Raw genomic sequence first — 22,583 nt, 5'->3', positions numbered from 1 at the left:
ATCTGCACCAAGCGGCGGGCAAGATCAATCACCGCCGTCGAAAACCCGTTCCGCCGTCCACTCTGCACGAGGGGCGGTGTGGGCTTGCCAGAAGACCTCAGCGATCCTTGCCGGATCGAACCGGGTGCCTCCCTTGATTGCCCCGTTTATGGTAATTGTTCCAAAGTTGATGCCCCGCTCGTGAAAGGCAGGCGCGGCGGCCAGAGCTAGACCTCTCAATGCCACTTTCGCCGTGGCCAGTGCTGGGGCCGCGCCCTGCTGTTCGGGCACCAGTGCCATGCGGCTTCCAGTCCAAAGGATTGTGCCACGACCCGCTGCCTCCATCGCGGGCAGAACGGCCTGCGCCCCTGTCAGCGCAGCCCCCGGGCCAAGAGCCAGTTCGCTCAACATGACCTTAGGGTCCAGTTCGGGTGCCTTGGCTGCGATCCAGCGGCTGACGTTGTGGATGAAGACGGAAGGCGGCCCCATGGTCGCCATCACCCGGTCCATCGCTGCGCGAAATTCGTCAAGATCAGTGCCATCCGCCGAGAAGCCCTCGACGCGCCGTCCGCTCTCTGCCTCGATCTTGCCGGCGAGTTTGGCCAGCCGGTCGCCATCACGCGCCAGCAGCGCCACGTCGCATCCTCCGGCAGCAAAGCGTCGCGCCAGCGCCTGCCCTAGGTTCGGGCCCACGCCCAGAATGATCGCCAAGTCCGCCATTGTCTTCCTTCGGTTCGGTACTGTGCAGACACTAGCGGCAGATGTATGATTGTCGACACCACTGGACAGAAGGCCAAGCCTGCCCCACATATTTGGCCATGAATTACATTGTCGCGCTTTTGCTGCCCCCCATTTCGATCATCGCCGCCGGACGCCCGTTCCTCGGCGTGGTCGTCTTCATGATCTGGATTCCGGCGCTCCTTTTTTCGGGCGGGCTGACCCATCCAATGTTCATCCTGTTGGCCTGGTTCATCATCTTCCAGGCACGTGAGGACAAACGCGAACGCGCCTACCGCAACGGCGATTGACCGTTTCGCCAATAGCAGCCAAAGGGCAATGTTCTTGACTTATCGACGATGACCGGCGATAGGCGCTGCAACGTCGACGTTCTGCCGCGTGAGCAGAGGGTTCGAAGAGACCCGAAGCGCGAACGTTATTCGACAGTTTCCCACATCACGCAGGGAATGACGCGACCGGCAGCGGGCCACGAGGGCCTGACCGTCGCGCACCTGAGATAAACCCGCGCATCGCAAGCCCGCGATGCGGGGAACCGATTCATCCGGTCAAGAGCACCGGAGAAAGACCGAATATGACTTTTGAGACCATGGGCCTTGCGCCCCGACTGACGGCCCGTCTGGCCGAACAGAACATTACCACCGCCACGCCGATCCAGACCGAGGCCATTCCTCACGCCATGAAAGGCCGCGACGTGATGGGCCTTGCCCAGACCGGGACCGGCAAAACCCTGGCATTCGGATTGCCCTTGGTTCACACGCTGAACGCGCGGGGCGTCAAGCCTGCGCCGCGTCATGCACACGGCCTGATCCTGGCGCCGACCCGCGAACTGGCACGGCAGATCTTCGACACGATGGTTGGCCTCACACGCGGTTCGCACATGAAGGTGGCGCTGGTCGTCGGCGGCGGATCGATCAACCGCCAGGTCGAAACCATGAAACGCGGCTCCGACCTGCTGATCGCAACGCCCGGCCGCCTGATCGACCTGCTGGACCGCAAGGCCGTTCAGCTTGGCGCAACCCGCTTCCTCGTCCTCGACGAGGCCGACCAGATGCTTGACATGGGTTTCATTCATGCGCTGAGGCAGATCGCGCCCCTTCTGCCGAAAGAACGTCAGACGATGCTGTTCTCGGCCACGATGCCCAAACTGATGGCGGATCTCTCACGCGACTACCTGAAAGATCCCGTTCGCGTGGAAGTCGCGCGGCCGGGTGTCGCTGCGGACAAGATCGACCAGTCGGTGTATTTCGTGGCGCAGCCCGACAAACTAGGACTCCTGTCCAAGCTTTTGTCGCAGAAGGGCAATGCACGCTCGCTGGTCTTCGCCCGTACCAAGCACGGCGCCGAGCGACTCATGAAGCAGCTCGAGAAAGACGGCTTCAACGCCGGCTCGATCCACGGCAACAAAAGCCAGGGCCAGCGTGACCGGGCGCTGAAGGCGCTGAAGACCGGGGAGATCGACGTTCTGGTGGCTACGGATGTTGCTGCCCGTGGGATCGATATCGATGGCATAAGCCATGTCTACAATTTCGACCTGCCAAACGTTGCTGAGAACTACGTCCACCGCATCGGCCGCACGGCGCGCGCCGGGGCATCGGGTCGTGCGATCGCGTTCTGCTCGTCTGAAGAAACCTCGGAACTGCGCGCCATCCAGAAGCTCCTCGGGGCCGACATTGCCGTTGCCGGAGGCACGCCTTGGGAGGCATTGCGCGCACCCTCGAAAACTACCCGGCCGCAAAAGTCGCGCCGGCGGAGCGGAAACAGAGGCGGCAAGCAGATGAAACGGGCGGCCTAGTCCCGTTGCGGGGACTTGCCCCCCAACGGTACGGACGATACAGGCTCCGTGCTAATCAAGGGAGCGGCCAATGGGCTTCAAGACCGGAATCGTCGGATTGCCGAACGTCGGGAAATCGACGCTGTTCAACGCGCTGACACGCACGGCGGCTGCGCAGGCCGCCAACTTTCCCTTCTGCACCATCGAACCCAATGTGGGCGAGGTGGCGGTGCCCGATGCCCGGTTGAAGAAACTCGCCGAGATCGCGGGCTCGAAACAAGTGATCCCGACGCGCATGACTTTCGTCGATATCGCAGGCCTGGTGAAAGGCGCGTCAAGGGGCGAGGGTCTTGGCAACCAGTTCCTCGCCAACATCCGCGAATGCGACGCCATCGCTCATGTGGTGCGTTGCTTCGAGGATGGTGACGTGACCCATGTCGAGGGCCGGGTCGATCCCATTGCCGATGCCGAGACGATCGAGACGGAACTCATGCTCGCCGATCTCGAATCTATCGAGAAGCGGCTCCAGAATCTCGTTCGTAAGGTGCGCGGCGGTGACAAGGAGGCCGTCGCCCAGGAGCGTCTCCTGAAACAGGCGCGGGAGGCGCTGGAGCACGGTCGCCCAGCCCGTACAATCGAGGTGGCGGACGAAGACCGCAAGGCATGGGGCATGCTTCAGCTTCTGACGTCCAAGCCCGTGCTCTACGTCTGCAACGTCGCTGAAGACGAGGCGGCCACGGGCAATGCGCATTCCGAGCGCGTGGCCCAGATGGCAGCAGAGCAGGGGGCGGCCAGTGTCGTGATCTCAGCGAGGATCGAGGAGGAGATCAGCCAGCTCGACCCGGAAGAGGCCGAGATGTTCCTGGAAGAACTTGGGCTTGAAGAAGCGGGTCTCGACCGGCTGATCCGCGCGGGGTACCAGCTTCTCGGTCTGCAGACCTATTTCACCGCCGGCCCGAAAGAGGCCCGTGCCTGGACGATCGCCAAGGGCACGCTGGCCCCTCAGGCCGCAGGCGTCATCCATGGCGATTTCGAAAAGGGCTTCATCCGCGCCGAGACCATCGCTTACGACGACTACGTTGCACTGGGCGGCGAGCAGGGAGCGAAGGAAGCGGGCAAGATGCGCGCCGAAGGCAAGACCTACATGGTCAAGGACGGCGATGTCCTGCATTTCCTGCACTCGGCCTGATCCGCGACCCAGGGGTCAGACAAATTGCCGCCGGTCAGCGCCCTGACCGGCGGCGCATTAAACTCAGAAGGCGTTCTTCACCGCGTTCGCGAGGAACAAGAGCACTCCGACGAAGATCAGCAACTCCGCAATCGGCGCTATCGGGAACATGCTGGCCTCGGTGATCGATCCCGCGAGAAGCAGGAACAACATCACCAGCAGCACAGCTGACGGCACGATGTGCAGCCAGAAATGGTAGCCTGCCAGCTTGCTTTCGCCCATTGCCGGATAGCTCCGGTAGGTCAGAGCGAAAACCATTGGCAACACAAACCCAAGAAGGTTCAGGTGAGCGTGCAGCGGTGCGAAGTCGTGTTTGCCGCTGGCACCCATATGAATTCCGAACCCGATACCGATCACAAGAAAGACCGTGCCCGCAAGCACGAAACTGCGTGAAATGTTCATGATTGTCTTCCCATCCCTTGGTGCCGGTATTCCGGTCACCTGCCCAAAATAGCATCAATTTTCAGGATGGGTGGAAATTGTTGATCTTTTCGAATGGGATGCCTGGAACAAAAAAGCCTAAGCCTCCTTTCTGTTCAGACGACTTATCCGCGACTTGTCGTCACCGGGCCGCACCAGACGCTTGAAGCGCTCGCCAATCGTCTCTGGGACCTGTCAGGTCTTTTGGATCAGCGGTTCACTGATCCTTCACGACAACACGTGAACGCCTTGCCATGACAGCCCGAACGGAGTGTCGGCCCTGCATTCCAACCCAAGCCAGGCCTTTTGGTGCTCGCTTCGTCACGTGGAACAGTTAGCGACGATGCCGAAATAAGCCATTTCCTGGCAACGCGATTCCTAGAAGACATGTCCAACGATTGCAAAGGCTCAGCTTTTTCCTTGCCGTGCCCCGCCACCTTCGCTAGACCCGCCAACGGAGACGTGGCCGAGTGGTCGAAGGCGCTCCCCTGCTAAGGGAGTAGACGGGAAACCGTCTCGAGGGTTCGAATCCCTTCGTCTCCGCCACCACATAATGCATTGATTTTTAATTGCTTCATGTCTCTGGTATTGTGGCTTTTTTCCCGCGGATTGCGTGATCCGATGCCCTTAGAGACTTGAAGTTGCAGATTAAATAGCTGCGTAAAGCGGCCCGAGTCTCTGTTTAGCTTTTGGCGCGATGCGGTTATCGGGTGCGGCTTCAGGCGTTGCACTTGACTTCTGGCGGTTTCGAAGCAGGCGAAAGCCTCGTCGCGCGACTGCATCCGAATATTCTTGTCGACATATGTGATGCCAGGTCGTGGGGAACCGGTAAAACGGGATGCCAGGAGATCGGCCTGCATCTGCTTCACCCTGCGGCGTGACATGCGGGGCACTTTCAAAAGAACGTGGATTGAGCGGCTATAGGGTGGTTTCGTAAACGTCCGGCATGTCCAAGCGCGTCCCTTTCAAGTTCCTCAAGACCAGTCCCGAGATCATCCGTCTTGCGGTAATCTTCCACGTCCGTTCCCCGCTTTCGCTTCGCGACGTCGACGACCTGCTGCACGAACGGAGCGTCGATGTGAGCCACGAAACGACCCGTTATTCGCGGCATCGACTGGGGCCGATGTCCGTCTCCGCGGTGCGCAAGCGAAGCATCCAGGGCGTGACTCAAGCGAGTGGCGTTGGCACCGCGACGAGACGTCCGTGAAGGTCCACGGCAAACCGCACCACTTTTGGCGGGCTGTTGATCACGAAGGCGAAATGCCGGTGAGATTCGTTACCAAGACACGGGACAGGAAGGCCGCGTTGAAATTCCTTAAGAAAGCAATGCATAAGCATGGTCTCCTTGAGACCGTCGTCACTGATAAGCTCCGGTTCTATGGTGCCCCCCTTGAAGCACCCGGGTGCGGAGATGCGGCAGTAGAACGGGCCGCTTAGTAAACAATCGAGCCGAGAACTGACATCTCCCCACCCGACGACGGAAGAGGGCGATGCTTTGGTTCCGGCGCTTGCGAAGTCTTCAGAAATTCGCCGCCGGCCGCACCACTGTCTCGAACCATTTTTTCACCCAGGAACGCGGCCCCTCAGGTAGCGCTCCTTTCAAGGTCAACGGGACCGCCGCTTTTGCTGAATGGCGCGGTCACTGCGCGGCATAAGGGACAGCCATACGGCCCTTGGTGAGACTGGTTCGAATTTGTCTGCCAGCACCCGCACGCGCGTTTATGCGCCACGTGAAGTTGTCTGTCCGCTCAGACCCGGCGTGGCACGGCATAGTCAGCGACAGACCAGAGTTCTCTCCTCAGGCAGAGCGCGCATAGAGGTCGAGTGAGGTCCTCATTCTCGCATCAGTAGTATTTGCCCGCGCAATTTTTTGCAACCGATTGCAAAAACGTTTGGCAGAGATCTTGCTAGGACAAGTCTGTGGGTCGATTATTGTGGATGCGAGTACGGAGACATGTATTGGTCGGGAATAGATGGCGGTAACACTCAAAGAAGTGGCAGAACGTGCCGGGGTTTCACGGTCGGCCGTTTCCCGCACTTTTACCGAAGGCGCCTCCGTTTCTGAAAAAATGCGTCGCAAGGTCGAGAAGGCGGCGAAGGAGCTAGGCTATAGTCCGAATGCCCTTGCTTCGTCGCTTACGACAGGGCGGACAAAGCTGATCGGCCTTGTGTCCAACAACTTTCACAACCCAATTTTTCTCGAGGTTTTCGACCTTTTCACTCGCGGGTTGCAAGATCGCGGCCTGAGACCGCTTCTGGTAAATCTATCAGATGAATCCCAGCCAGAGCAGTCAATTCGGATGCTACAGCAGTATTCTGTCGATGGTGTTGTGGTTGCTTCGTCTACCCTGCCACCAGATTTTGCTAGCGCCTTCCGGGACGCCGGCGTGCCGGTGGTACACGCGTTCGGGCGGTACTCATCTTCGCCCTGCGTCCATGTTGTCGGCATCGACAACAAGGCAGCAGGCCAAATGGCGGCTCGCACACTAATTGAACATGGCTACACTGACATCGGTTTCATGGGAGGGCCACAAAGTGCGACTTCCACCCAGGATCGCTATACTGGGTTCATGTCCGAAGTTGCTGCGCACTCTGGAGTCAAAGCAAGTTGTTCATTCGCATCGGCGTATTCATTCAACGCCGGTCGCCGCGAGATGTTGCGGCTGCTAAAGGGCCGTGCTGCACAAGCGTATTTCTGCGGTGACGACGTACTGTCGATCGGCGCGCTTTCCGCCGTGGCCGACAGCGGGTTTTCGTGCCCGAAGGACGTGGGAATAATCGGACTCAACGATATGGAAATGGCGCGTTGGGAAAACATCAACCTGACCACAATACACCAACCGATCCGAGAGATCGTATCGTCATCGATCGAGCTTATGGTAGGACTTCTCGCCGAGCCTGACCGCAGACCGGAAACCCGGATCTATTCCTGTTCGGTTGTCGAGCGGGGAACGCTTAGACCCATGCCCTGAGTCTTGCGGCGGCCCGGCAATGACGGCCCGCCGCGAAACGCTTTAACGGAACATGGGCGGGCGAGCGTCTTTCCAGTTCCCGCCGTCTTTTGCAGAAGCAACAGCTGCGAAAACCGCGGCCATCGACCGGACGCCGTCGGACGCGTTCGGCAAGCCATCACGTACCTCGCCTCGAATAGCATCGGACAGGTCGCAATAGATATTCGCTACAGCCAGTGGGAAGCCCTCCGGATGAGCAATAGCCACGCGGGAAAGGCGCTGTGCGTCGTTGTGCAGGCCCGCTTCACCCTTCTCGATGATCTGAGTGCGGCCGCCGACCGGCGTATAGATCAACTGGTTGGGCTGTTCGGAGGCCCATCGCAATCCGCCGGTTTCTCCGAAGATCTGAATCTCGAAACCGTGCTGTCGTCCGATGGCGACCGAGGAAGTCCAGAGTCGCCCGACCGTGCCGCCAGCCATGCGAAAATTCACCATAGCGTCGTCCTCCAGAACGCGGCTCGCAATTGTCGAGGCAAAATCCGCCGACAGGCGTTCAACCTCATCGTCGCAAATAAAGCTTGCCATATGCAGCGCATGGATTCCGCAATCGGCGAACTGCCCTGATATGCCAGCCATGGTTGGATCGTAACGCCAGCGCACTCGTGGGTTGTCGGCATCGGTTGCATCGCCGTGGTGACCATGACTGAATGCTGTAACCACGAGGCGCACCTTGCCGATCTCGCCTGCGCGCACCATGGCGCGGGCCTGCCGTACCATCGGATAGGCAGAGTAGCAGTAGTTCACCGCACATATCTTGCCGGATTTTTCCGCCACGCGAACGATCTCTTCGCCCTCTTCGACGGTCATGGTCATCGGCTTTTCACACAGCACGTTGAATCCCGCTTCGAGAAAGGCCTTCGTGATCTCGAAATGCGTGGCGTTAGGCGTCGCGACGGTGACAAGGTCTATCCGATCCGCTCTGTCTTTCTCTCCATCAAGCATCTCGGTCCAGTCGCCATAGGCGCGATCTTCCGCAATCCCCAGCTTTTGCGCATAGGCACGCCCGACCTCGGGGCGATGGTCCAAGGCTCCTGCTGCGAACTCGAAGTGCCCATCCGCCAAGGCACCTAGTCGGTGAGCAGGGCCGATCTGGCTGCCTTCGCCGCCGCCGACCATACCCCATTTCAGTTTCGTCATGATTCTGTGTCCCTATTTGAAACCAATAGACTCGAGGTATTCGCGGTTGGCTCGCGCGTCCTCCTCGGGAGCGACGTCGAGTGTCGGGTCGCAATCTTGTTCGACAGTGCACCACCCCTTGAAGCCCGCGTCGAGCAGAACCTGCCGAACAGCCGGGAAGTCCACATCGCCTTGGCCCAGATTGCAGAATATTCCCTGGCCGCAGGCATCATAGAAGCCAGTGCGGTTTGCGATGACGCTTTCCTTCACCTTCGGGTCTATGTCTTTAAAGTGCATGTAAGAAATCCGTCCAACGTGGCGCTCCATGAACTCCACCGGATCGAACCCTGCGTAGGAGTGGTGCCCGGTGTCGAAGCAGATTTTCAAAATCTTTTCATCGACCTCGCTTAGAAGGCGTTCGATCTCGGGCTCGAAATCCATGAAGCCGGCGGCATGGGCATGGATGCCAACAGTCAGGCCGTATTCCTCGGAGCCGATACGGGCACTTTCCGCAATCCGGTCTCGATAAGTGGCCCATTCTCCCGAATCCATCTGTTCGGCTTCTGAGGCCCGACCTGCAGTAGGAGCCCGGCGCGGCGAGATCGAGTCGATCAGTACGAGATGCTCTGCGCCATGAGCCTTGAGCGCGCGCGCGGTTCTGTGCGTAGCATCAAGCACGTCGTCCCATGCGCTTGGATCATGATAGGGGCGAAACACCACTCCGCCGATCAACTGCAACCCATGTTCAGATAGTGCTTCGGACAGGATCGCCGGGTCTTCCGGCATGAAACCAACAGGACCGAGCTCGATGCCCTTATAGCCTGCCGCAGCGCACTCCTTGAGAACGGTTCGCCATGCAGGATTTCGCGGATCGTCTGCAAACTCGACCCCCCACGAGCATGGCGCGTTACCAATTCGAATTGTCATGGATTCTCGTCTCCGAACCTCAGAAGTCCCGAATGTCAGTCCAAATGCCGCTGTCAGCCGAGGCCAGAGTCGCTGCGATTACCCGGTTGACCTCGTATCCATCCCGAAAGGTCGGCCAGACCGGGGCGCCTGTCTCGATAGCGCGCAGAAAGTCGCGCGCTTCGATGATGATCTGATCCTGGTAGCCAGTACCATGCCCCGGACCCTGGCAGAACGGTTCATAGTCCGGATGTGCCGGGCCGGTCAGGATCTTGCGAAATCCACGTTCGGCTTCACGACCCTCCGCCCGGTAGAGCCAGATTGCGTTCTGATCTTCCTGATCGAACCGGATCGCCCCCTTTGTTCCGGATATATCGTAAGCGTATCCCATCTTCCGCCCTGTCGCGATGCGCGAAAAATACATATGCCCCATCGCCCCGTTTTCGAACCGGCACATCATCTGCCCGTGATCGTCGTTGGTTACGCGGCCACCGGGGCGGCTTTTGTGGACCGTTTCGTAAGACCCCATCACGCGCGTGATGGGTCCTATCAGCGCAAGTGCCGCGTTGATCATATGCGGGGCAAGGTCACCCATCGTTCCGTTCGCCATGCCCTCTGTTCGCCATGAAGCAGGAGTCTCGGGATCAGCGTAGAAGTCTTCCGTATGTTCGCCACGAAACCAGGTGATATCGCCGATTTCCCCGTCTGCGATCATTTGCCGTGCGAACTGGCTGGCGGGGGTGCGGATGTAATTGAACCCGACCATGTTGGCGACGCCGGAGGCTTCGGCTGCCGCAACCATTGCCGCGCTGTCATCAATCGAAGCACCCATGGGCTTTTCACAGAAAACTGGCTTCCCCAGAGCAAGGGCGGCTTCCGCGATGTCGCGGTGAATTTCTTGTGGTGTCGCGATTACAATGGCGTCGACCTCCGGGTCCTTCACGAGCGTGCGCCAATCGTGCGTGGAGCGATGGAAACCGTATGCTGCGCGGTAACGTTCGGCGCTTTCGGGGGACGATGCACAGATCATCTCAAGTCTTGGGCGCAAACCGGTATTGAAAACCGCGCCAACGGCGGACATGGCGACGGAATGAGCCTTTCCCATGTAGCCGCCACCCAGGATACCGATCCGGATCTGTGACATCCTAGACGCTCCGACTTTGAAATACGATTTGCAACCGGTTGCAAAAAAAGTATCGTGGGAATCGAAGCCTCGCAAGCTGCATTTCGCCAGCGATGAAAAATTCCACAGGGAGGGCTAGCATCGAATGTCATATGACGAGACCATCACTCTGACGACCGCCCAGGCGATCATCCGGTGGCTTTCCAACCAGTTTATCGAGATCGATGGCGAGGAAATGCGCCTTTGTGGCGGAGGCTTTGGAATCTTTGGCCACGGCAACGTTACCTGCCTCGGGGAGGCGCTGAATCAGTTTCGTGCGGAGCTTCCTCTTTATCGCGGTCAGAACGAGCAAAGCATGGGATTCGCCGCAGCGGGCTACGCCAAGCAATGGCTACGTCAGCGCTTCATGTTCTGCACGGCTAGCGCCGGTCCGGGAACCGCTAACCTGTTGACTGCAGCCGGCTTGGCACATGCCAACCGATTGCCGATGCTGATGCTCTGCGGCGATACCTTCATCACGCGGCTGCCGGATCCTGTGCTGCAGCAGATGGAGAACTTCAACGATCCGACTTTCGGGGTAAACGACGCATTCAAGCCGGTCAGTCGGTACTGGGATCGAATTTGCCACCCGGCGCAGATCATCCAATCGCTTCCCGCCGCGATCGCTACGATGCTTGATCCGGCGGATTGCGGGCCGGCGTTCATTGGCTTGCCTCAGGATGTTCAGGGCTGGACTTATGATTATCCAGTGAAGTTCTTCGAACGGAAGGTACACCGCATCCGCCGCCAGTCCCCAGATGCAGATGAGATTTCTGAGGCGGCTTCTGCTCTCAGCGCCGCAGTGCGACCAATGATCATAGCTGGCGGCGGGGTGCAATATTCCCGTGCCGTCGAGGAGCTCACCGCTTTCGCCGAAGCCCATAATATCCCGGTGGTCGAGACTATCGCTGGACGGGCCAATATGCTGGCCACGCATCCGCTCAATGTTGGACCGATTGGGGTCACTGGTTCGAACAGCGCAAACGCTTTAGCCGAGAAGGCAGACCTTATCTTGGCGGTCGGAACGCGGCTGCAGGATTTTACTACAGGCTCTTGGACCGCATTCGCAAAAGATGCTCAGATCGTTTCTATCAACGCCGCGCGCCACGACGCAGGCAAGCACATGTCGCTGCCCGTCGTGGGAGACGCGAAGCTTTCTTTGCGGGCTTTGACGGGGGCGTTGGACTACAGGGCTCCTGCCGATTGGGTAGCCTTCGCTCAAGAGGAGCGACGCAAATGGGATGCTTATGTTGCCGACAACGTGTCCTATGGAAACCGACCGAATTCCTATGCCCAAGCCATCGGCGTCGTAAACGCGCTATGCGACCCGCGCGATAGGATAGTCGCTGCCGCCGGCGGTCTGCCTGCAGAGGTCACGGCTAACTGGCGCACACTCGATATCGGGACCGTGGATGTGGAGTTCGGCTTCTCATGTATGGGTTACGAGATCGCAGGGGCCTGGGGCGCACGAATCGCGCAGGCCGAACGTGAGCCATCTCAGGACACGATCACGTTCTGCGGCGACGGGTCCTACATGATGCTGAACTCGGACATCTATTCGTCGGTCTTGTCGGGAAAGAAGATGATCGTCCTGATACTGGACAATGGTGGCTTCGCAGTCATCAATAAACTGCAGAACAATACAGGCAACGACAGTTTCAACAATCTCCTGAAAGACTGCCCGACGATCCCGGTACCCTTCGCGGTCGATTTTACGGCTCACGCCGCGGCCATGGGCGCTGCAGCAGAAAAGGTATCCAACCCGACAGAGTTGGGAGACGCATTCAAGCGCGCGAAGGCTTCCGACAAGACGTATGTCATCGTTATGGACGTCGACCCGTACCAAGGTTGGACGGCCGAGGGGCACGCCTGGTGGGAAGTCGGGACGCCCCACGTGACCGAAAGCGAAAATGTTCGTCGTGCGCACGAAGAGTGGGAGTCTTCCCGAAACAAACAGCGGCGAGGCGTTTAATGTCGCGGCTCATGCACGGTATCGGGAAGGGACGCTTTGCGGTCTTCGGACGCGCTGGGATGGACATGTTCGCCGATCCGCCTGGCACGAAGGCCGAGCGTGCCGAAACCTTCCGCGCGGATTTGGGCGGATCATCCGCCAATATCTGCGCGGGGCTTTGCAAGCTCGGGATGGCGTCGGCGCTCGTGACATCGGTCAGCGACGACAATGTTGGCCGGTTCTGCATCAACAAGCTGAAGGACTACGGCGTCGACACGCGCTATGTCAAAAGCCTTGGCGGAGAATATCGAGTATCATTGGCTGTGTACGAAAGCACGATGGAGGATTTCCAACTGTGCATATACCGCAACAACGCGGTCGATTTTCAGGTCACGGAAGCAGATGTCGATCGCGTGGATTACGGTGAGTTCGGAGCACTGATCACTGCAGGAACCGTTTTTGCCGCCGAGCCATCGCGCAGTTCCACATTCCGCGCCTTCGAGAATGCGCGAAAAGCAGGGCTGCCCGTGATCTTCGACATTGACTATCGCCCCTATAGCTGGCCTTCGGCGGAGTTGGCCTCTGAAGTGCTCTCGCGCGCGGGCGAGGAAAGCGACCTGATAGTCGGAAACGACGAAGAGTTCGGCTTCATGGCCGGCAGTATCGAAAAGGGTCTCGAAAAGGCTCGAGAACTTGCCGCCCGCGGCAAGATGGTGATCTACAAGATGGGGCAGCAAGGCGCCATAACGCTGGTCGAGGGTGACGAGTTTCGCACCGGAATCTATCCGGTGACCGCCGTTAAGCCCAATGGAGCAGGCGATAGCTTTCTGGCCGGTCTTCTGGCGTCAATCGCGACAGGACATGATCTTCGGACAGCGGTGTTGCGTGGGTCGGCATGTGCGTCGATCGTTGTGTCCAAACCGGGTTGCGCCGGAGCCATGCCGACAACGACAGAGCTTGATGCCTTCTTGGCAAGCTATCACGGCCCAACCCAGATATGAGAGGAGACGCCGATGCATATCGCGCCACATGATAACCAGAACAAACCGATTGTTGACGTCGACAACGCACTCGTGCCTTTGAACTATTTCAACATCGTCAAGCTCTCCAAGGGCGATGTCTTCGAATATACGGTGCCTGGCTACGAAACCTGCGTGGTGCCGGCGACCGGAACCGTAGATCTCGACATAGAGGGTGCGGTTTTCGCGCGCTTGGGCAACCGCGGTGTGGATGTCTGGGATGGCGAGCCAGAGGGCGTTTACGCGCCTGTTGGCGCCAAGGTGCGGATCACTTGCATTTCGGACAAGACCGAGACCTTCATCGCCGGGGCAAGATTCGATAAGGTTCTCGAGCCTTTCGACGTGCGCTCGGCAGATCTCGATGTCGTGCAATATGGTTCTGACGACACGAAGACCCACCGCAAGATCAAGCACATCCTGGGCGCAAACCATCACGACAAAGTTGGGAGGTTGCTGGTTTCAGAACTGTTTACAGTGGGTCAGGGCGGCTGGTCCGGATTTCCGAGCCACAAGCACGACACTGACCGCAAGGACGATCAAGGCGAAATTATCGAGACCCGCCATGACGAAACCTACAATTTCCGCTTTCGGCCGGACTACGGATCCGGCTTGCAGATGCTGCAACGGGAAGACAACAAACCGGGTGACGCTTATCATGTCATGAACGGGTCCACGATTCTTTTGGACAAAGGATACCATCCCTGCGCGGCCTTGCCGGGCTACGAGATGTACTACTTCACGATCCTCGGAGGCCTCAGCCAACGTAGCCTCAAGCAGTATTTCCAACCTACGCATGCCGAACAGTTGCATACGATTCCAGGCATTTTGGACATGGTGGCAAAGTTCAAATGACCCTCGCGACACTTTCCGAGGTACTGCAACCTGCGTTGCGCGACGGCCATGCCGTTGCCGGACTGGTGACGTTGGGATGGGAGGACATGCGGGCCTATGTGGCCGCGGCCGAAGCCGAGAACGTGCCGGTAATCCTGCAAGCCGGACCCTCCTGCCGGGAGTATACACCGCTGCCTATCCTGGGGCAGATGTTCCGGTATCTAGCTGAAGGGGCTTCGGTTCCGGTCGTTGCGCATCTGGATCACGGTTACAGCATCGAGGACTGCCGTATCGCGATCGACAGCGGCTTTACCTCGGTCATGTTCGACGGATCGCGAAAGACGCTTGAAGACAATATCAAGGAAACCGCTACCATTGTCGAAATTGCTCATTCCGTGGGCGTGTCCTGCGAAGGCGAAATTGGCTTTGTCGGCTATTCCGGCGGCGAGGACTCCGCGGGAACCGACCCCGAGGAAGCGGCACGGTTTGCGCGTGAAACAGGTGTAGATGCCATGGCGATTTCAGTGGGGAATGTCCACTTGCAGCGCGACAAAGTGGGTGGGCTCGACGAGGCTCGGATAAGGGCCATTGAGGCGGTGACTTCCGTTCCACTGGTGATCCACGGAGGCTCCGGCGTGCCGCTTGACCAGCGCAGCGCTCTCGCCAGGAATTCAAATATTTGCAAGTTCAATATCGGCACGGAGTTGCGGATGGCCTTCGGTCAGGCCCTGCGCGAAGCCGTAAACCGAGATCCATCCCGATTTGACCGTGTCCAAATTTTGAAAGAAACGCACGATCCGCTTGTGGCAGCGACTCGCCACGTTCTTCAGGCATTCAAGGGCTTATAGCGCATCGCAGGTGGGCAGTCCTGGCTGCGCGCTCAAGGCAGAGGCATGCGCGCCCATCGCGACAGACAAGGTCGACGACATGCGGAGTGTCCCGGTGACCGCTCGAAAAGCACTCCCTCTGCGAACCCTACGCAGCCGCATATTGCTTTGAAGAAAAAATTGCGCAGGCCAGCGCTTATGAAAAGGTGCAGGCTGACCAATTCGATCCAGTCCAAGCCGACACGGTTTCGCTTTCCTCTTCCAAAAAGCCGCGCTATACGCGCGCGTCCCTAATCCATAGGAGGTCGAAGTGGGCTATCGCGTCGCTGTCGCCGGCGCCACGGGCAATGTGGGCCGCGAAATGCTGAACATTCTGGCCGAGCGCCAGTTTCCTGCCGATGAAGTTGTGGCGCTTGCCTCGCGCAAGTCGCTGGGAACCGAGGTGAGCTATGGCGATAAGACACTGAAGACCAAAGACCTCGACACATTCGATTTCACCGGCTTCGATATTGCACTTTTTGCCATCGGCTCCGATGCCACCAAGATTTACGCCCCCAAGGCCGCGAAGGCCGGTTGCGTAGTCATCGATAACTCGTCGCTCTATCGCTACGACCCGGACATTCCGTTGATCGTGCCCGAGGTGAACCCGGATGCGATCGAGGCGGTGAAGAACCGCAATATCATTGCGAATCCGAACTGCTCGACGGCACAGATGGTCGTTGCGCTGAAACCCCTGCATGACCGGGCAAAGATCAAGCGAGTTGTCGTCAGCACCTACCAGTCGGTTTCTGGCGCCGGTAAGGATGGCATGGACGAACTTTGGGACCAGACTAAGGGAATGTACGTGCCCGGTCAGGAGCGTGAACCCAAGAAGTTCCAGAAGCAGATCGCTTTCAATGTCATTCCGCATATCGACGTCTTCATGGAAGATGGTTCGACCAAGGAAGAGTGGAAGATGGTTGCCGAGACCAAAAAGATTGTGGATCCCTCGATCAAGGTCACGGCGACTTGCGTACGGGTGCCGGTATTTGTCGGACACTCCGAGGCAATCAATATCGAGACCGAAGAGTTTCTGGATGAGAATGAAGCCAGGGATATTCTTCGCGAAAGTCCGGGCATCATGGTCATCGATAAGCGGGAAGCAGGCGGCTATGCCACCCCGGTGGAGTGCGTCGGAGATTATGCGACGTTCATCAGCCGGATCCGGCAGGATTCGACGATCGATAACGGACTCAACTTTTGGTGTGTGAGCGACAACCTGCGTAAGGGTGCGGCTTTGAACGCTGTGCAAATCGCTGAGCTTCTTGGCAACCGGGTGCTGCAAAAGGCCTGATTCTGAGAGAATCAACTGACAAGAAGGGCCGCTCCCACGGAGTGGCCCTTTTCTATTGTCTTGAGTTTTGGAAAAAGCGAGCGACATTTGGATCGGATTGTTTTCCGTTACGAAATGCGTTTTTTTTGGACCTTAATTTTTTCGGCCCCCTCGCATGGTTGGAGGCGAGTTGGTCCCGGGCAACCGAGGGCAAGAAAATAAGGCGGAAATTCGGCGAAATCTTGTGACAGTCCATAGTTCTGGCCTGCACCCGCCACATTCAGGCCACATTTCAGCAACATTCTTGCCACATTTCGCCTCAAGATTGTGTTTCGAAAGGCCCGTGAATTCAGGATGCGCACGATGAAGACCATCATTGCAACCACCGCAGGAACATCGCTCGGAAGGATGATCTCCACGGTTGGCGTCTCTGCATCGACGACCCCTGAAATTGCAAATCTGGATGCGACCATGAAGGCAAGTGTTCTGATCTTTGAGTCAACTTCGAATGATGGTTCCGCACCTCAACACCGCGGAGGTTTAGTTGCGCACCACGCAACGGATGCAACCGATCGTAGTGAGACTAGCAAGGTCTCGGGTGTCTTTATCTATTCGCCTCGGCTCTGAGCTAGGCGATTTGTTGTTGTAACAAGTACTGAGGAGAGCGTCTTATGACCTTTGCCCGTTTTTCGAAGCAGTCGAATGCCAAATCAGCTTTCGTAACAGTCTCCAAGCTGGTGGTTGAGCGCGCTACCGTTTCGGTTCGTACTTCGCGCGAAGACGCGGTCCCGGTTTTCCGTTCAGTCCGCTCCCGTCCGCTGACACGCCACAGTTAACTAGAACCGTTCGGCGCGCAGTACACCGGCGTCTGTTACCGACACGACGCCGATGTGACGCTCCACGACCGCGAAAGCGGCGTCAAGCAATGGGTCCAAGCGGTCGGGGCGAATGAGGCAAACGACCGCGACCATTCCCGATGCCCGGGAAACCTCGGCGTCACGGCTCCATTGGCCCGAACGGCCGGAGCCACCCAAGACGGGCAGTATCGTGTACCCGGTTACTCCGGCACCGCGCAGCGCGTCAGTCAGTCGCCGTGCCAGCGCTGCTTCGATGATGATCTCGACGCGTTTTGCCTCGTGCATTTTCATGAGATCAGCCTCCGACGAATGATCCGGCAAGTGCGGCATAAAGCGGTATGCCGATAGTTAGGTTGAAGGGAAAAGTAACGCCCAGGGAAAGTGTCAGGTAGATTGATGGGCGTGCCTCGGGCAGGGCGACACGCATAGCGGCAGGTACCGCGATATAGGAGGCTGACGCCGACAACGTCATCAGTAGGGCCGCGCCGCCTGTCGAAAGGCCGATTGCGAGTGCCGCAAGAAGCCCTACCAAACTGCCGACGAGCGGCATGACAATGCCGAATATGACCGCGCCGAAGCCCAAGTCCTTCCTACTGTCTCGCAGCCCCCGTCCTGCAACCAGGCCCATATCAAGCAGAAACAGGCACAACACTCCCTGGAATGGAGCAACAATGAAGGGCGCAATTTTTTCCAGACCTTTGTCTCCTGTGATTACGCCTATCAGGAAGGAGCCAACCAGCAAAACGATGGAACCGTTGAATAGGATCTCCCGGTAGAGGCCGGCATCGACATTGGCATTTCCGTTCCCACGCGACACCAGCCAAAGCGCCGAGAGGATCGCAGGCGCCTCCATGACGGCGGCAACTGCGACCATGTAACCTTCGGGGTCGAGACCGCGCCCCTCGAGCACTGATGTTGCCGCTACGAAAGTCACGATCGAGATCGATCCATAGTGGGCGGCGACAGCGGCGCGCTCGACCAAGTCAAGTGGCGTTAATATTCGCAGCAGGTAGAATGCGATGAACGGTAAAATGAAGGACAAAAGCAGGCCTGCCATGATCGTCGCGACAAGTGTCCCGTCAATCCCGTGCGCCGCGACGCCTGCGCCGCCCTTGAAGCCGATTGCGAAGAGAAGATAGATAGACATCCCCTTCGCAACGGCCTCTGGGATCGTCAGATCGGATCTTGCAAGGGCTGCAACAACGCCAAGGACGAAGGACAGAATGATCGGCGAGATCAGGTTGGTCGCGGCAAGAGATAGAATTTCACCCATACTGCCGCCGTATATCCGTTTTAGACCGGTTGGAAAGAGCGGGTTGCCGGATCGAACTGGAACAACGCGCCTTCGGCCAGATCGGTCCATAACCCATGAAGGGTCAGCGAGTCGTTGTCTACCGCTTCCCGCACGAATGGGAACGTTACCAGATTCTTGAGCGAGACCAGAACGGCCTCCTGCTCCAGCGCCCTTATCTGCTCTGCATCATCTCCCTTGTCGGACACGCGCTCATATCCCGGGCGCAGAATATCCATCCAGCGTCCAACGAAACTCGACGCTTGCTCCAGTTCCGGGGCCTTGCCGGAACACATCGCATGGCAACCGGCGACACCTCCGCATTGCGAGTGCCCGACGACCATCAAGTGCGCAATCTTGAGCGACGTGACGGCGTATTCGATCGCTGCGGATGTGCCGTGGTGGTCACCGTCGGGTGCGTATGGCGGGATAAGGTTGGCGATGTTCCGGTGGATGAAGAACTCTCCGGCGTCTGCCTCGAAAAGCGAAGTCATATTCACGCGGCTGTCGCAGCACGCCACAATCATCGCGCGCGGTCTCTGTCCGTCTTCGGCCAAACGGCGATACCAGACATGATTTTCGTTATAGGTCGTGGCTTTCCAGCCATGGTATCGCTTGACCAGATGCCCGGGCAGCGGGCGTATGTGCTTCATCGGCATGTGAAATTCTCGTCAAATTTCCCGCATTTTCCAAACCTGTATCAAGCATTTCTTCGCGGGTGGCAATTATCGAGGTGACGTTCTTTCTGAGGGGAAAGGGGTTTCAATGCTGTTGGGAGAAGTTGTCTTCCTGCATCCGATCGAGTCGATTTCGCTTGATACGGGCGCGTTTCAAACGTCGGTTTTTCAGTCGGGAGCTTCAAACGCTCTGGCATACGCAGACGATCTTTTCGAAGACTTCATCGTTTGTTTGTCTGCGGTCGAGGCTTCATGGTCCGCGGGTGAATTCGACCGATTGTCCAGCCAAGCTGAAATGATGGTGGCATTGTCTGAAAACCTGGGTTTGACACAAAGTGCTTTGGTCGCACGACACCTGACGATGCTGATCGGAAGCCGAGACGAAGTGGCCCTCGCGGCGGTCGTATCACGCGCAGTTCGGGTCGGGGAAGCATCACTGGCCTCGGTGCTGGAATTTGCGTATCGCCGGATTTGACTTCTCCTTAGGGCATTTCCCCCGACACCGGCTTGTCTTAGGTTCCTGACGAACGCTTTGGGAGAGGCAAGTCGTGAAAAGTCTGAAATTCGCCGCCGATGACGGGTCTGCGAGGCCACTTCATCTTGTGACCAAAGAAGATCTCGCGGTCTTCCTCACAGTTCTGGACCCCGCCGCCCGGGCGTGGGTCGAAGCCTCGGGCTTTGGTGCAAAGTCGGGTGAGATCGTCCTGATCCCCGCGGCGGGCGGCCAGATCGCCGCCGCGGCCGGAGGATTGGGAGGGCGAAGCGATCGTCTCCGCAAGAGGTTTATCGTGGCTTCCCTGAGGGGCAAGTTGCCAGAAGGTCTTTGGCGCCTCGAAACCGAGCTAATGGATGAAGACCTTGGCGAGGCCGCGCTAGGCTGGTTGCTGGCTGGTTACAAGTTCGACCGCTATTCATCCTCTTCTGACGCAAGAGCCGATCTTATTGCGCCCGCTGACATCCACTTTTCAAGGCTGGAGACAATTGCCGCCGGTGAGGCGTTGGTGCGCGACTTGATCAATACTCCCGCCTCAGACATGGGGCCGGACGAACTGGAGCAGGCCACTCGTGATCTTGCGGGCAGGTTCGGGGCGGAAGTTTCAGTCGTTTCGGGTGACGCGCTCTTGGGGGCGAATCTACCCATGATACACGCCGTCGGTCGAGCCAGTCCGCGTGTGCCGCGGTTGATCGATATGACTTGGGGGAAGGCTGGCCCGGCAGTTACTCTGGTTGGAAAAGGGGTCTGCTTCGATACTGGTGGCCTGAATCTCAAGCCCGCCACATCGATGGGCCTGATGAAAAAGGACATGGGTGGAGCGGCGAACGTACTTGGCCTTGCCTACATGCTGATGGAATCTAATGCGGCCCTAAGGCTGCGAGTCTTGGTTCCTGCGGTCGAGAACAGCGTTTCGGGTGCGTCTTTCCGCCCAGGAGATATCCTGACCAGCCGAAAAGGATTGACGGTCGAGATCAACAACACGGATGCCGAAGGGCGGTTGGTTCTGGCGGATGCGTTGGCGATGGCCGACGAAGCGAAACCGAACCTGATTGTCTCGATGGCTACGCTGACCGGCGCGGCGCGGGTGGCCGTCGGGCCGGACCTTGCGCCCTATTACACCGATAGTGATGCAGACGCCGCAGCGCTCGAGGCGGCAGCGCGCGATGTGCGCGACCCAGTCTGGCGCATGCCATTTTGGAATCCCTATGAGTCGATGATCGAACCCGGCATTGCTGACCTCGACAATGCTCCTTCTGGAGGTTTCGCGGGTTCGATAACCGCGGCTCTCTTTCTGCGACGCTTTGTGACCGACACATCGCGTTACATGCACTTCGACATCTACGGATGGACGCCTAAATCTGAGCCAGGACGACCCAAGGGCGGTGCTGGACAGGGCATACGAGCCTTGTTCGAGGCGTTGCCAGGGATGCTGGCGTGACGGACAGGCGGCTTCTGGCCTTCAGCGGGCGTGTGGCTGACCAAAGTTTGCGCGGCAAAGTCGAGGCCGAAGACTATGTGACGCCCCAACGAATGGGCCTTTTGTGCGGCCAATGGCTACACGATCAGCCGAACGGAGCAATCAACCGAGAACTTCTTTTCGGGGACGCATTCGACGTTATCGAGCGGCGCGGCGAATGGGCCTTTGGACGGTCCGCCAAGGACGGCTATTGTGGCTGGGTCGAGATAAATCGGCTTGGTGCATGGCATGCGCCGACGCACAGAATTGCGGTTAGGACGACGTGGGGCTATGCAAAGCCTGATTTCAAGATCCCACGCTCGCTCCCAATTCACATGGCATCCGGCGTTCACGTCCTTTCCCGTCTTGGCGGATGGGCAGAGATCGCGATTTCCGATGGTTCGCTCTGGGTGCCGGGGCAGCATTTGACCGAGGTTCCACTCGATCCCGTGGATGTTGCCCGTGCCTTCCTGGGCACACCCTATGTGTGGGCTGGAAATTCCGGCTTTGGGGTCGATTGTTCCGGACTCGTGCAGTTAGCCATGCACGCAAGCGGACTTGCGTGTGCCCCAGACAGCGATCTGCAATCGGCCATGCCAGGTGAACACCTTTCGGAAAGCCAGCGTTTCGAACCCGGCGACCTGATATTCTGGAGGGGCCACGTCGGGATGGCCGCGGGGTCTGAGATGATAATCCATGCCAACGCTTTTCATATGATGGTCGTCGAGGAACCCATTGTCGTCGCTATCGCCCGCATCGCGACCACTGATACCGGACCTGTTACCCTTCGGCTCAGACCCGAACGGCGCCCCATGCCCGCAATTTGATCGGATCGTTTCTTCTGTCGTCCGAGAGCTATTTTACTCGACGGCCCGGATCAGCTTGCGTTCGAGCACGCGCAGAACAGTCCTCAGGTCGTGCCCGCGCTTCAGGATCTGTCCGTCCATTCCGATCACGGCGTACATGCCCTGACGGCCTCGCAGTTTGGGCCGTTTCTCGATCCGGTAGATCGGGTGTTCGGCCGCGCGGCGAAAGATCGAGAAGATGGCGACATCCCTGAGAAACGACATGCCGTAGTCGCGCCACTCGCCGGCAGCAACCATGCGGCCATAAACTCCAAGAATTACAGATAGTTCCGCGCGATCAAAGGCAACCTGCTCCGGCAATTGCGGTGAAGTCGGGAAAGGTGTCGGTGGCTGAACCGTCATGCCTTCAAGTTGACAGCGCCGGGAACTCGAATCAAGCCCCGCCGCATCTTCGCCACGAAATTACCTTGGCACGGACCGACAAGCCCCGTCTTCTTGCCCAAGTTCAGATGCAGAAAGAGATTGTAGCGAAAAGACGCTATCCCCGGTGTCGCGGATTAACAGCCCCCACCCAGCCTGCGGCACCGGGGAACCCCTTCACGGGGTCGAGGGACAAAAGCCCCTGCCGAAACGGCGGGGGTTTTCTCTTTTCAGAGCTTCTTTGGCTGCCCGCAAGATGCCTTGCCAATTTCCGCATCGCCGGTAGGGTCAACCCGGAAACCGGAGAGT

The 22,583-nt window shown here is 58.4% G+C and carries 23 protein-coding genes, 1 tRNA gene and 1 pseudogene; 15 read left to right on the top strand and 10 right to left on the bottom strand.

Annotation, left to right across the window (positions count from 1 at the left end; translation table 11 throughout):
* Nucleotides 1–24 precede the first annotated feature (24 nt).
* Complete coding sequence (locus ACKLNI_RS12715; RefSeq protein WP_413719450.1) at nucleotides 25–699, bottom strand: SDR family NAD(P)-dependent oxidoreductase; 675 nt, start codon at nucleotides 697–699, stop codon at nucleotides 25–27.
* 98 nt (nucleotides 700–797) lie between these two features.
* Between ACKLNI_RS12715 and ACKLNI_RS12710 the strand changes: the two genes are divergently transcribed.
* From ACKLNI_RS12710 to ychF, 4 genes are all read left to right on the top strand, one after another.
* Nucleotides 798–1,007: a hypothetical protein gene (locus ACKLNI_RS12710; RefSeq protein WP_413719449.1), complete on the top strand. Its 210-nt coding sequence runs from the start codon at nucleotides 798–800 to the stop codon at nucleotides 1,005–1,007.
* Between the two features lie 48 nt (nucleotides 1,008–1,055).
* Complete coding sequence (locus ACKLNI_RS12705) at nucleotides 1,056–1,217, top strand: hypothetical protein (RefSeq protein ID WP_413719448.1); 162 nt, start codon at nucleotides 1,056–1,058, stop codon at nucleotides 1,215–1,217.
* A 71-nt stretch (nucleotides 1,218–1,288) separates the two neighbouring features.
* Nucleotides 1,289–2,509, top strand: a complete 1,221-nt coding sequence (locus ACKLNI_RS12700; RefSeq protein ID WP_413719447.1) for a DEAD/DEAH box helicase — start codon at nucleotides 1,289–1,291, stop codon at nucleotides 2,507–2,509.
* 70 nt (nucleotides 2,510–2,579) lie between these two features.
* Nucleotides 2,580–3,677, top strand: coding sequence for a redox-regulated ATPase YchF (ychF, locus tag ACKLNI_RS12695; protein WP_413719446.1), 1,098 nt, complete (start codon nucleotides 2,580–2,582; stop codon nucleotides 3,675–3,677).
* Nucleotides 3,678–3,740: 63 nt separating this feature from the next.
* Here ychF and ACKLNI_RS12690 read toward each other — a convergent pair whose 3' ends face one another.
* Nucleotides 3,741–4,118 carry a hypothetical protein gene (locus tag ACKLNI_RS12690; RefSeq protein WP_413719445.1) on the bottom strand — a complete coding sequence of 126 codons (378 nt, stop codon included), beginning with the start codon at nucleotides 4,116–4,118 and terminating at the stop codon, nucleotides 3,741–3,743.
* A 474-nt stretch (nucleotides 4,119–4,592) separates the two neighbouring features.
* Between ACKLNI_RS12690 and ACKLNI_RS12685 the strand changes: the two genes are divergently transcribed.
* From ACKLNI_RS12685 to ACKLNI_RS12670, 3 genes and pseudogenes are all read left to right on the top strand, one after another.
* A tRNA-Ser gene (locus tag ACKLNI_RS12685) sits at nucleotides 4,593–4,682 on the top strand.
* A gap of 400 nt (nucleotides 4,683–5,082) precedes the next feature.
* Nucleotides 5,083–5,791 (top strand): annotated as a pseudogene (locus ACKLNI_RS21360) (IS6 family transposase).
* 318 nt (nucleotides 5,792–6,109) lie between these two features.
* On the top strand, nucleotides 6,110–7,108 hold the full coding sequence (locus tag ACKLNI_RS12670; RefSeq protein WP_413719442.1) for a LacI family DNA-binding transcriptional regulator: 999 nt from the start codon (nucleotides 6,110–6,112) through the stop codon (nucleotides 7,106–7,108).
* Nucleotides 7,109–7,150: 42 nt separating this feature from the next.
* On the opposite strand, the gene ACKLNI_RS12665 is transcribed toward ACKLNI_RS12670, so the two are convergent.
* From ACKLNI_RS12665 to ACKLNI_RS12655, 3 genes are read right to left on the bottom strand one after another with little or no spacing between them, the layout of a single operon-like run.
* Complete coding sequence (locus ACKLNI_RS12665; protein ID WP_413719441.1) at nucleotides 7,151–8,284, bottom strand: Gfo/Idh/MocA family protein; 1,134 nt, start codon at nucleotides 8,282–8,284, stop codon at nucleotides 7,151–7,153.
* A gap of 12 nt (nucleotides 8,285–8,296) precedes the next feature.
* On the bottom strand, nucleotides 8,297–9,190 hold the full coding sequence (locus ACKLNI_RS12660; protein WP_413719440.1) for a TIM barrel protein: 894 nt from the start codon (nucleotides 9,188–9,190) through the stop codon (nucleotides 8,297–8,299).
* Nucleotides 9,191–9,209: 19 nt separating this feature from the next.
* Entirely contained in the window at nucleotides 9,210–10,313 is a 1,104-nt protein-coding gene (locus tag ACKLNI_RS12655) for a Gfo/Idh/MocA family protein (RefSeq protein ID WP_413719439.1), read from the bottom strand.
* Between the two features lie 124 nt (nucleotides 10,314–10,437).
* Between ACKLNI_RS12655 and iolD the strand changes: the two genes are divergently transcribed.
* From iolD to ACKLNI_RS12630, 5 genes are all read left to right on the top strand, one after another.
* Nucleotides 10,438–12,303 carry a 3D-(3,5/4)-trihydroxycyclohexane-1,2-dione acylhydrolase (decyclizing) gene (gene iolD, locus ACKLNI_RS12650; protein WP_413719438.1) on the top strand — a complete coding sequence of 622 codons (1,866 nt, stop codon included), beginning with the start codon at nucleotides 10,438–10,440 and terminating at the stop codon, nucleotides 12,301–12,303.
* On the top strand, nucleotides 12,303–13,283 hold the full coding sequence (gene iolC / locus ACKLNI_RS12645) for a 5-dehydro-2-deoxygluconokinase (RefSeq protein WP_413719437.1): 981 nt from the start codon (nucleotides 12,303–12,305) through the stop codon (nucleotides 13,281–13,283). The genes iolD and iolC overlap by 1 nt, the downstream gene beginning before the upstream one ends.
* Nucleotides 13,284–13,295: 12 nt before the next feature.
* The gene (locus ACKLNI_RS12640) at nucleotides 13,296–14,153 is read left to right on the top strand and encodes a 5-deoxy-glucuronate isomerase (RefSeq protein ID WP_413719436.1); all 858 of its coding nucleotides are present in this window, start codon (nucleotides 13,296–13,298) and stop codon (nucleotides 14,151–14,153) included.
* Nucleotides 14,150–14,980: a class II fructose-bisphosphate aldolase gene (locus ACKLNI_RS12635; RefSeq protein ID WP_413719435.1), complete on the top strand. Its 831-nt coding sequence runs from the start codon at nucleotides 14,150–14,152 to the stop codon at nucleotides 14,978–14,980. Before ACKLNI_RS12640 ends, ACKLNI_RS12635 begins: the two co-directional genes overlap by 4 nt.
* 289 nt (nucleotides 14,981–15,269) lie before the next feature.
* A complete protein-coding gene (locus ACKLNI_RS12630) occupies nucleotides 15,270–16,292 on the top strand; it encodes an aspartate-semialdehyde dehydrogenase (RefSeq protein WP_413719434.1) in 1,023 nt (340 codons plus the stop codon).
* Between the two features lie 107 nt (nucleotides 16,293–16,399).
* Here the strand turns inward: ACKLNI_RS12630 and ACKLNI_RS12625 are convergent, their stop codons facing one another.
* The 4 genes from ACKLNI_RS12625 to ACKLNI_RS12610 all read right to left on the bottom strand — a co-directional run bounded on the left by ACKLNI_RS12625 (nucleotide 16,400) and on the right by ACKLNI_RS12610 (nucleotide 19,072).
* Nucleotides 16,400–16,744: a hypothetical protein gene (locus tag ACKLNI_RS12625; RefSeq protein WP_413719433.1), complete on the bottom strand. Its 345-nt coding sequence runs from the start codon at nucleotides 16,742–16,744 to the stop codon at nucleotides 16,400–16,402.
* A gap of 363 nt (nucleotides 16,745–17,107) precedes the next feature.
* Nucleotides 17,108–17,419, bottom strand: coding sequence for a P-II family nitrogen regulator (locus ACKLNI_RS12620; protein WP_413719432.1), 312 nt, complete (start codon nucleotides 17,417–17,419; stop codon nucleotides 17,108–17,110).
* A gap of 4 nt (nucleotides 17,420–17,423) precedes the next feature.
* Nucleotides 17,424–18,401, bottom strand: a complete 978-nt coding sequence (locus tag ACKLNI_RS12615) for a sodium-dependent bicarbonate transport family permease (RefSeq protein ID WP_413719431.1) — start codon at nucleotides 18,399–18,401, stop codon at nucleotides 17,424–17,426.
* 20 nt (nucleotides 18,402–18,421) lie between these two features.
* Nucleotides 18,422–19,072 (bottom strand): carbonic anhydrase, encoded by a 651-nt coding sequence (locus ACKLNI_RS12610; protein WP_413719430.1) that lies wholly within the window; start codon nucleotides 19,070–19,072, stop codon nucleotides 18,422–18,424.
* 112 nt (nucleotides 19,073–19,184) lie between these two features.
* Here ACKLNI_RS12610 and ACKLNI_RS12605 point away from each other — a divergent pair, with 112 nt between their 5' ends.
* From ACKLNI_RS12605 to ACKLNI_RS12595, 3 genes are all read left to right on the top strand, one after another.
* Nucleotides 19,185–19,571, top strand: coding sequence for a hypothetical protein (locus ACKLNI_RS12605; protein WP_413719429.1), 387 nt, complete (start codon nucleotides 19,185–19,187; stop codon nucleotides 19,569–19,571).
* A gap of 73 nt (nucleotides 19,572–19,644) precedes the next feature.
* A complete protein-coding gene (locus ACKLNI_RS12600; RefSeq protein WP_413719428.1) occupies nucleotides 19,645–21,030 on the top strand; it encodes a leucyl aminopeptidase family protein in 1,386 nt (461 codons plus the stop codon).
* Nucleotides 21,027–21,875: a C40 family peptidase gene (locus tag ACKLNI_RS12595; RefSeq protein ID WP_413719427.1), complete on the top strand. Its 849-nt coding sequence runs from the start codon at nucleotides 21,027–21,029 to the stop codon at nucleotides 21,873–21,875. Before ACKLNI_RS12600 ends, ACKLNI_RS12595 begins: the two co-directional genes overlap by 4 nt.
* A gap of 33 nt (nucleotides 21,876–21,908) precedes the next feature.
* On the opposite strand, the gene ACKLNI_RS12590 is transcribed toward ACKLNI_RS12595, so the two are convergent.
* On the bottom strand, nucleotides 21,909–22,256 hold the full coding sequence (locus tag ACKLNI_RS12590; protein WP_413719426.1) for a DUF2794 domain-containing protein: 348 nt from the start codon (nucleotides 22,254–22,256) through the stop codon (nucleotides 21,909–21,911).
* Nucleotides 22,257–22,583: the final 327 nt, after the last annotated feature.

Source organism: Silicimonas lutimaris (assembly GCF_047314965.1).
In the GTDB taxonomy this organism is placed as follows: domain Bacteria; phylum Pseudomonadota; class Alphaproteobacteria; order Rhodobacterales; family Rhodobacteraceae; genus JAVJUV01.
This window is presented reverse-complemented; position numbering and strand designations above follow the sequence as displayed.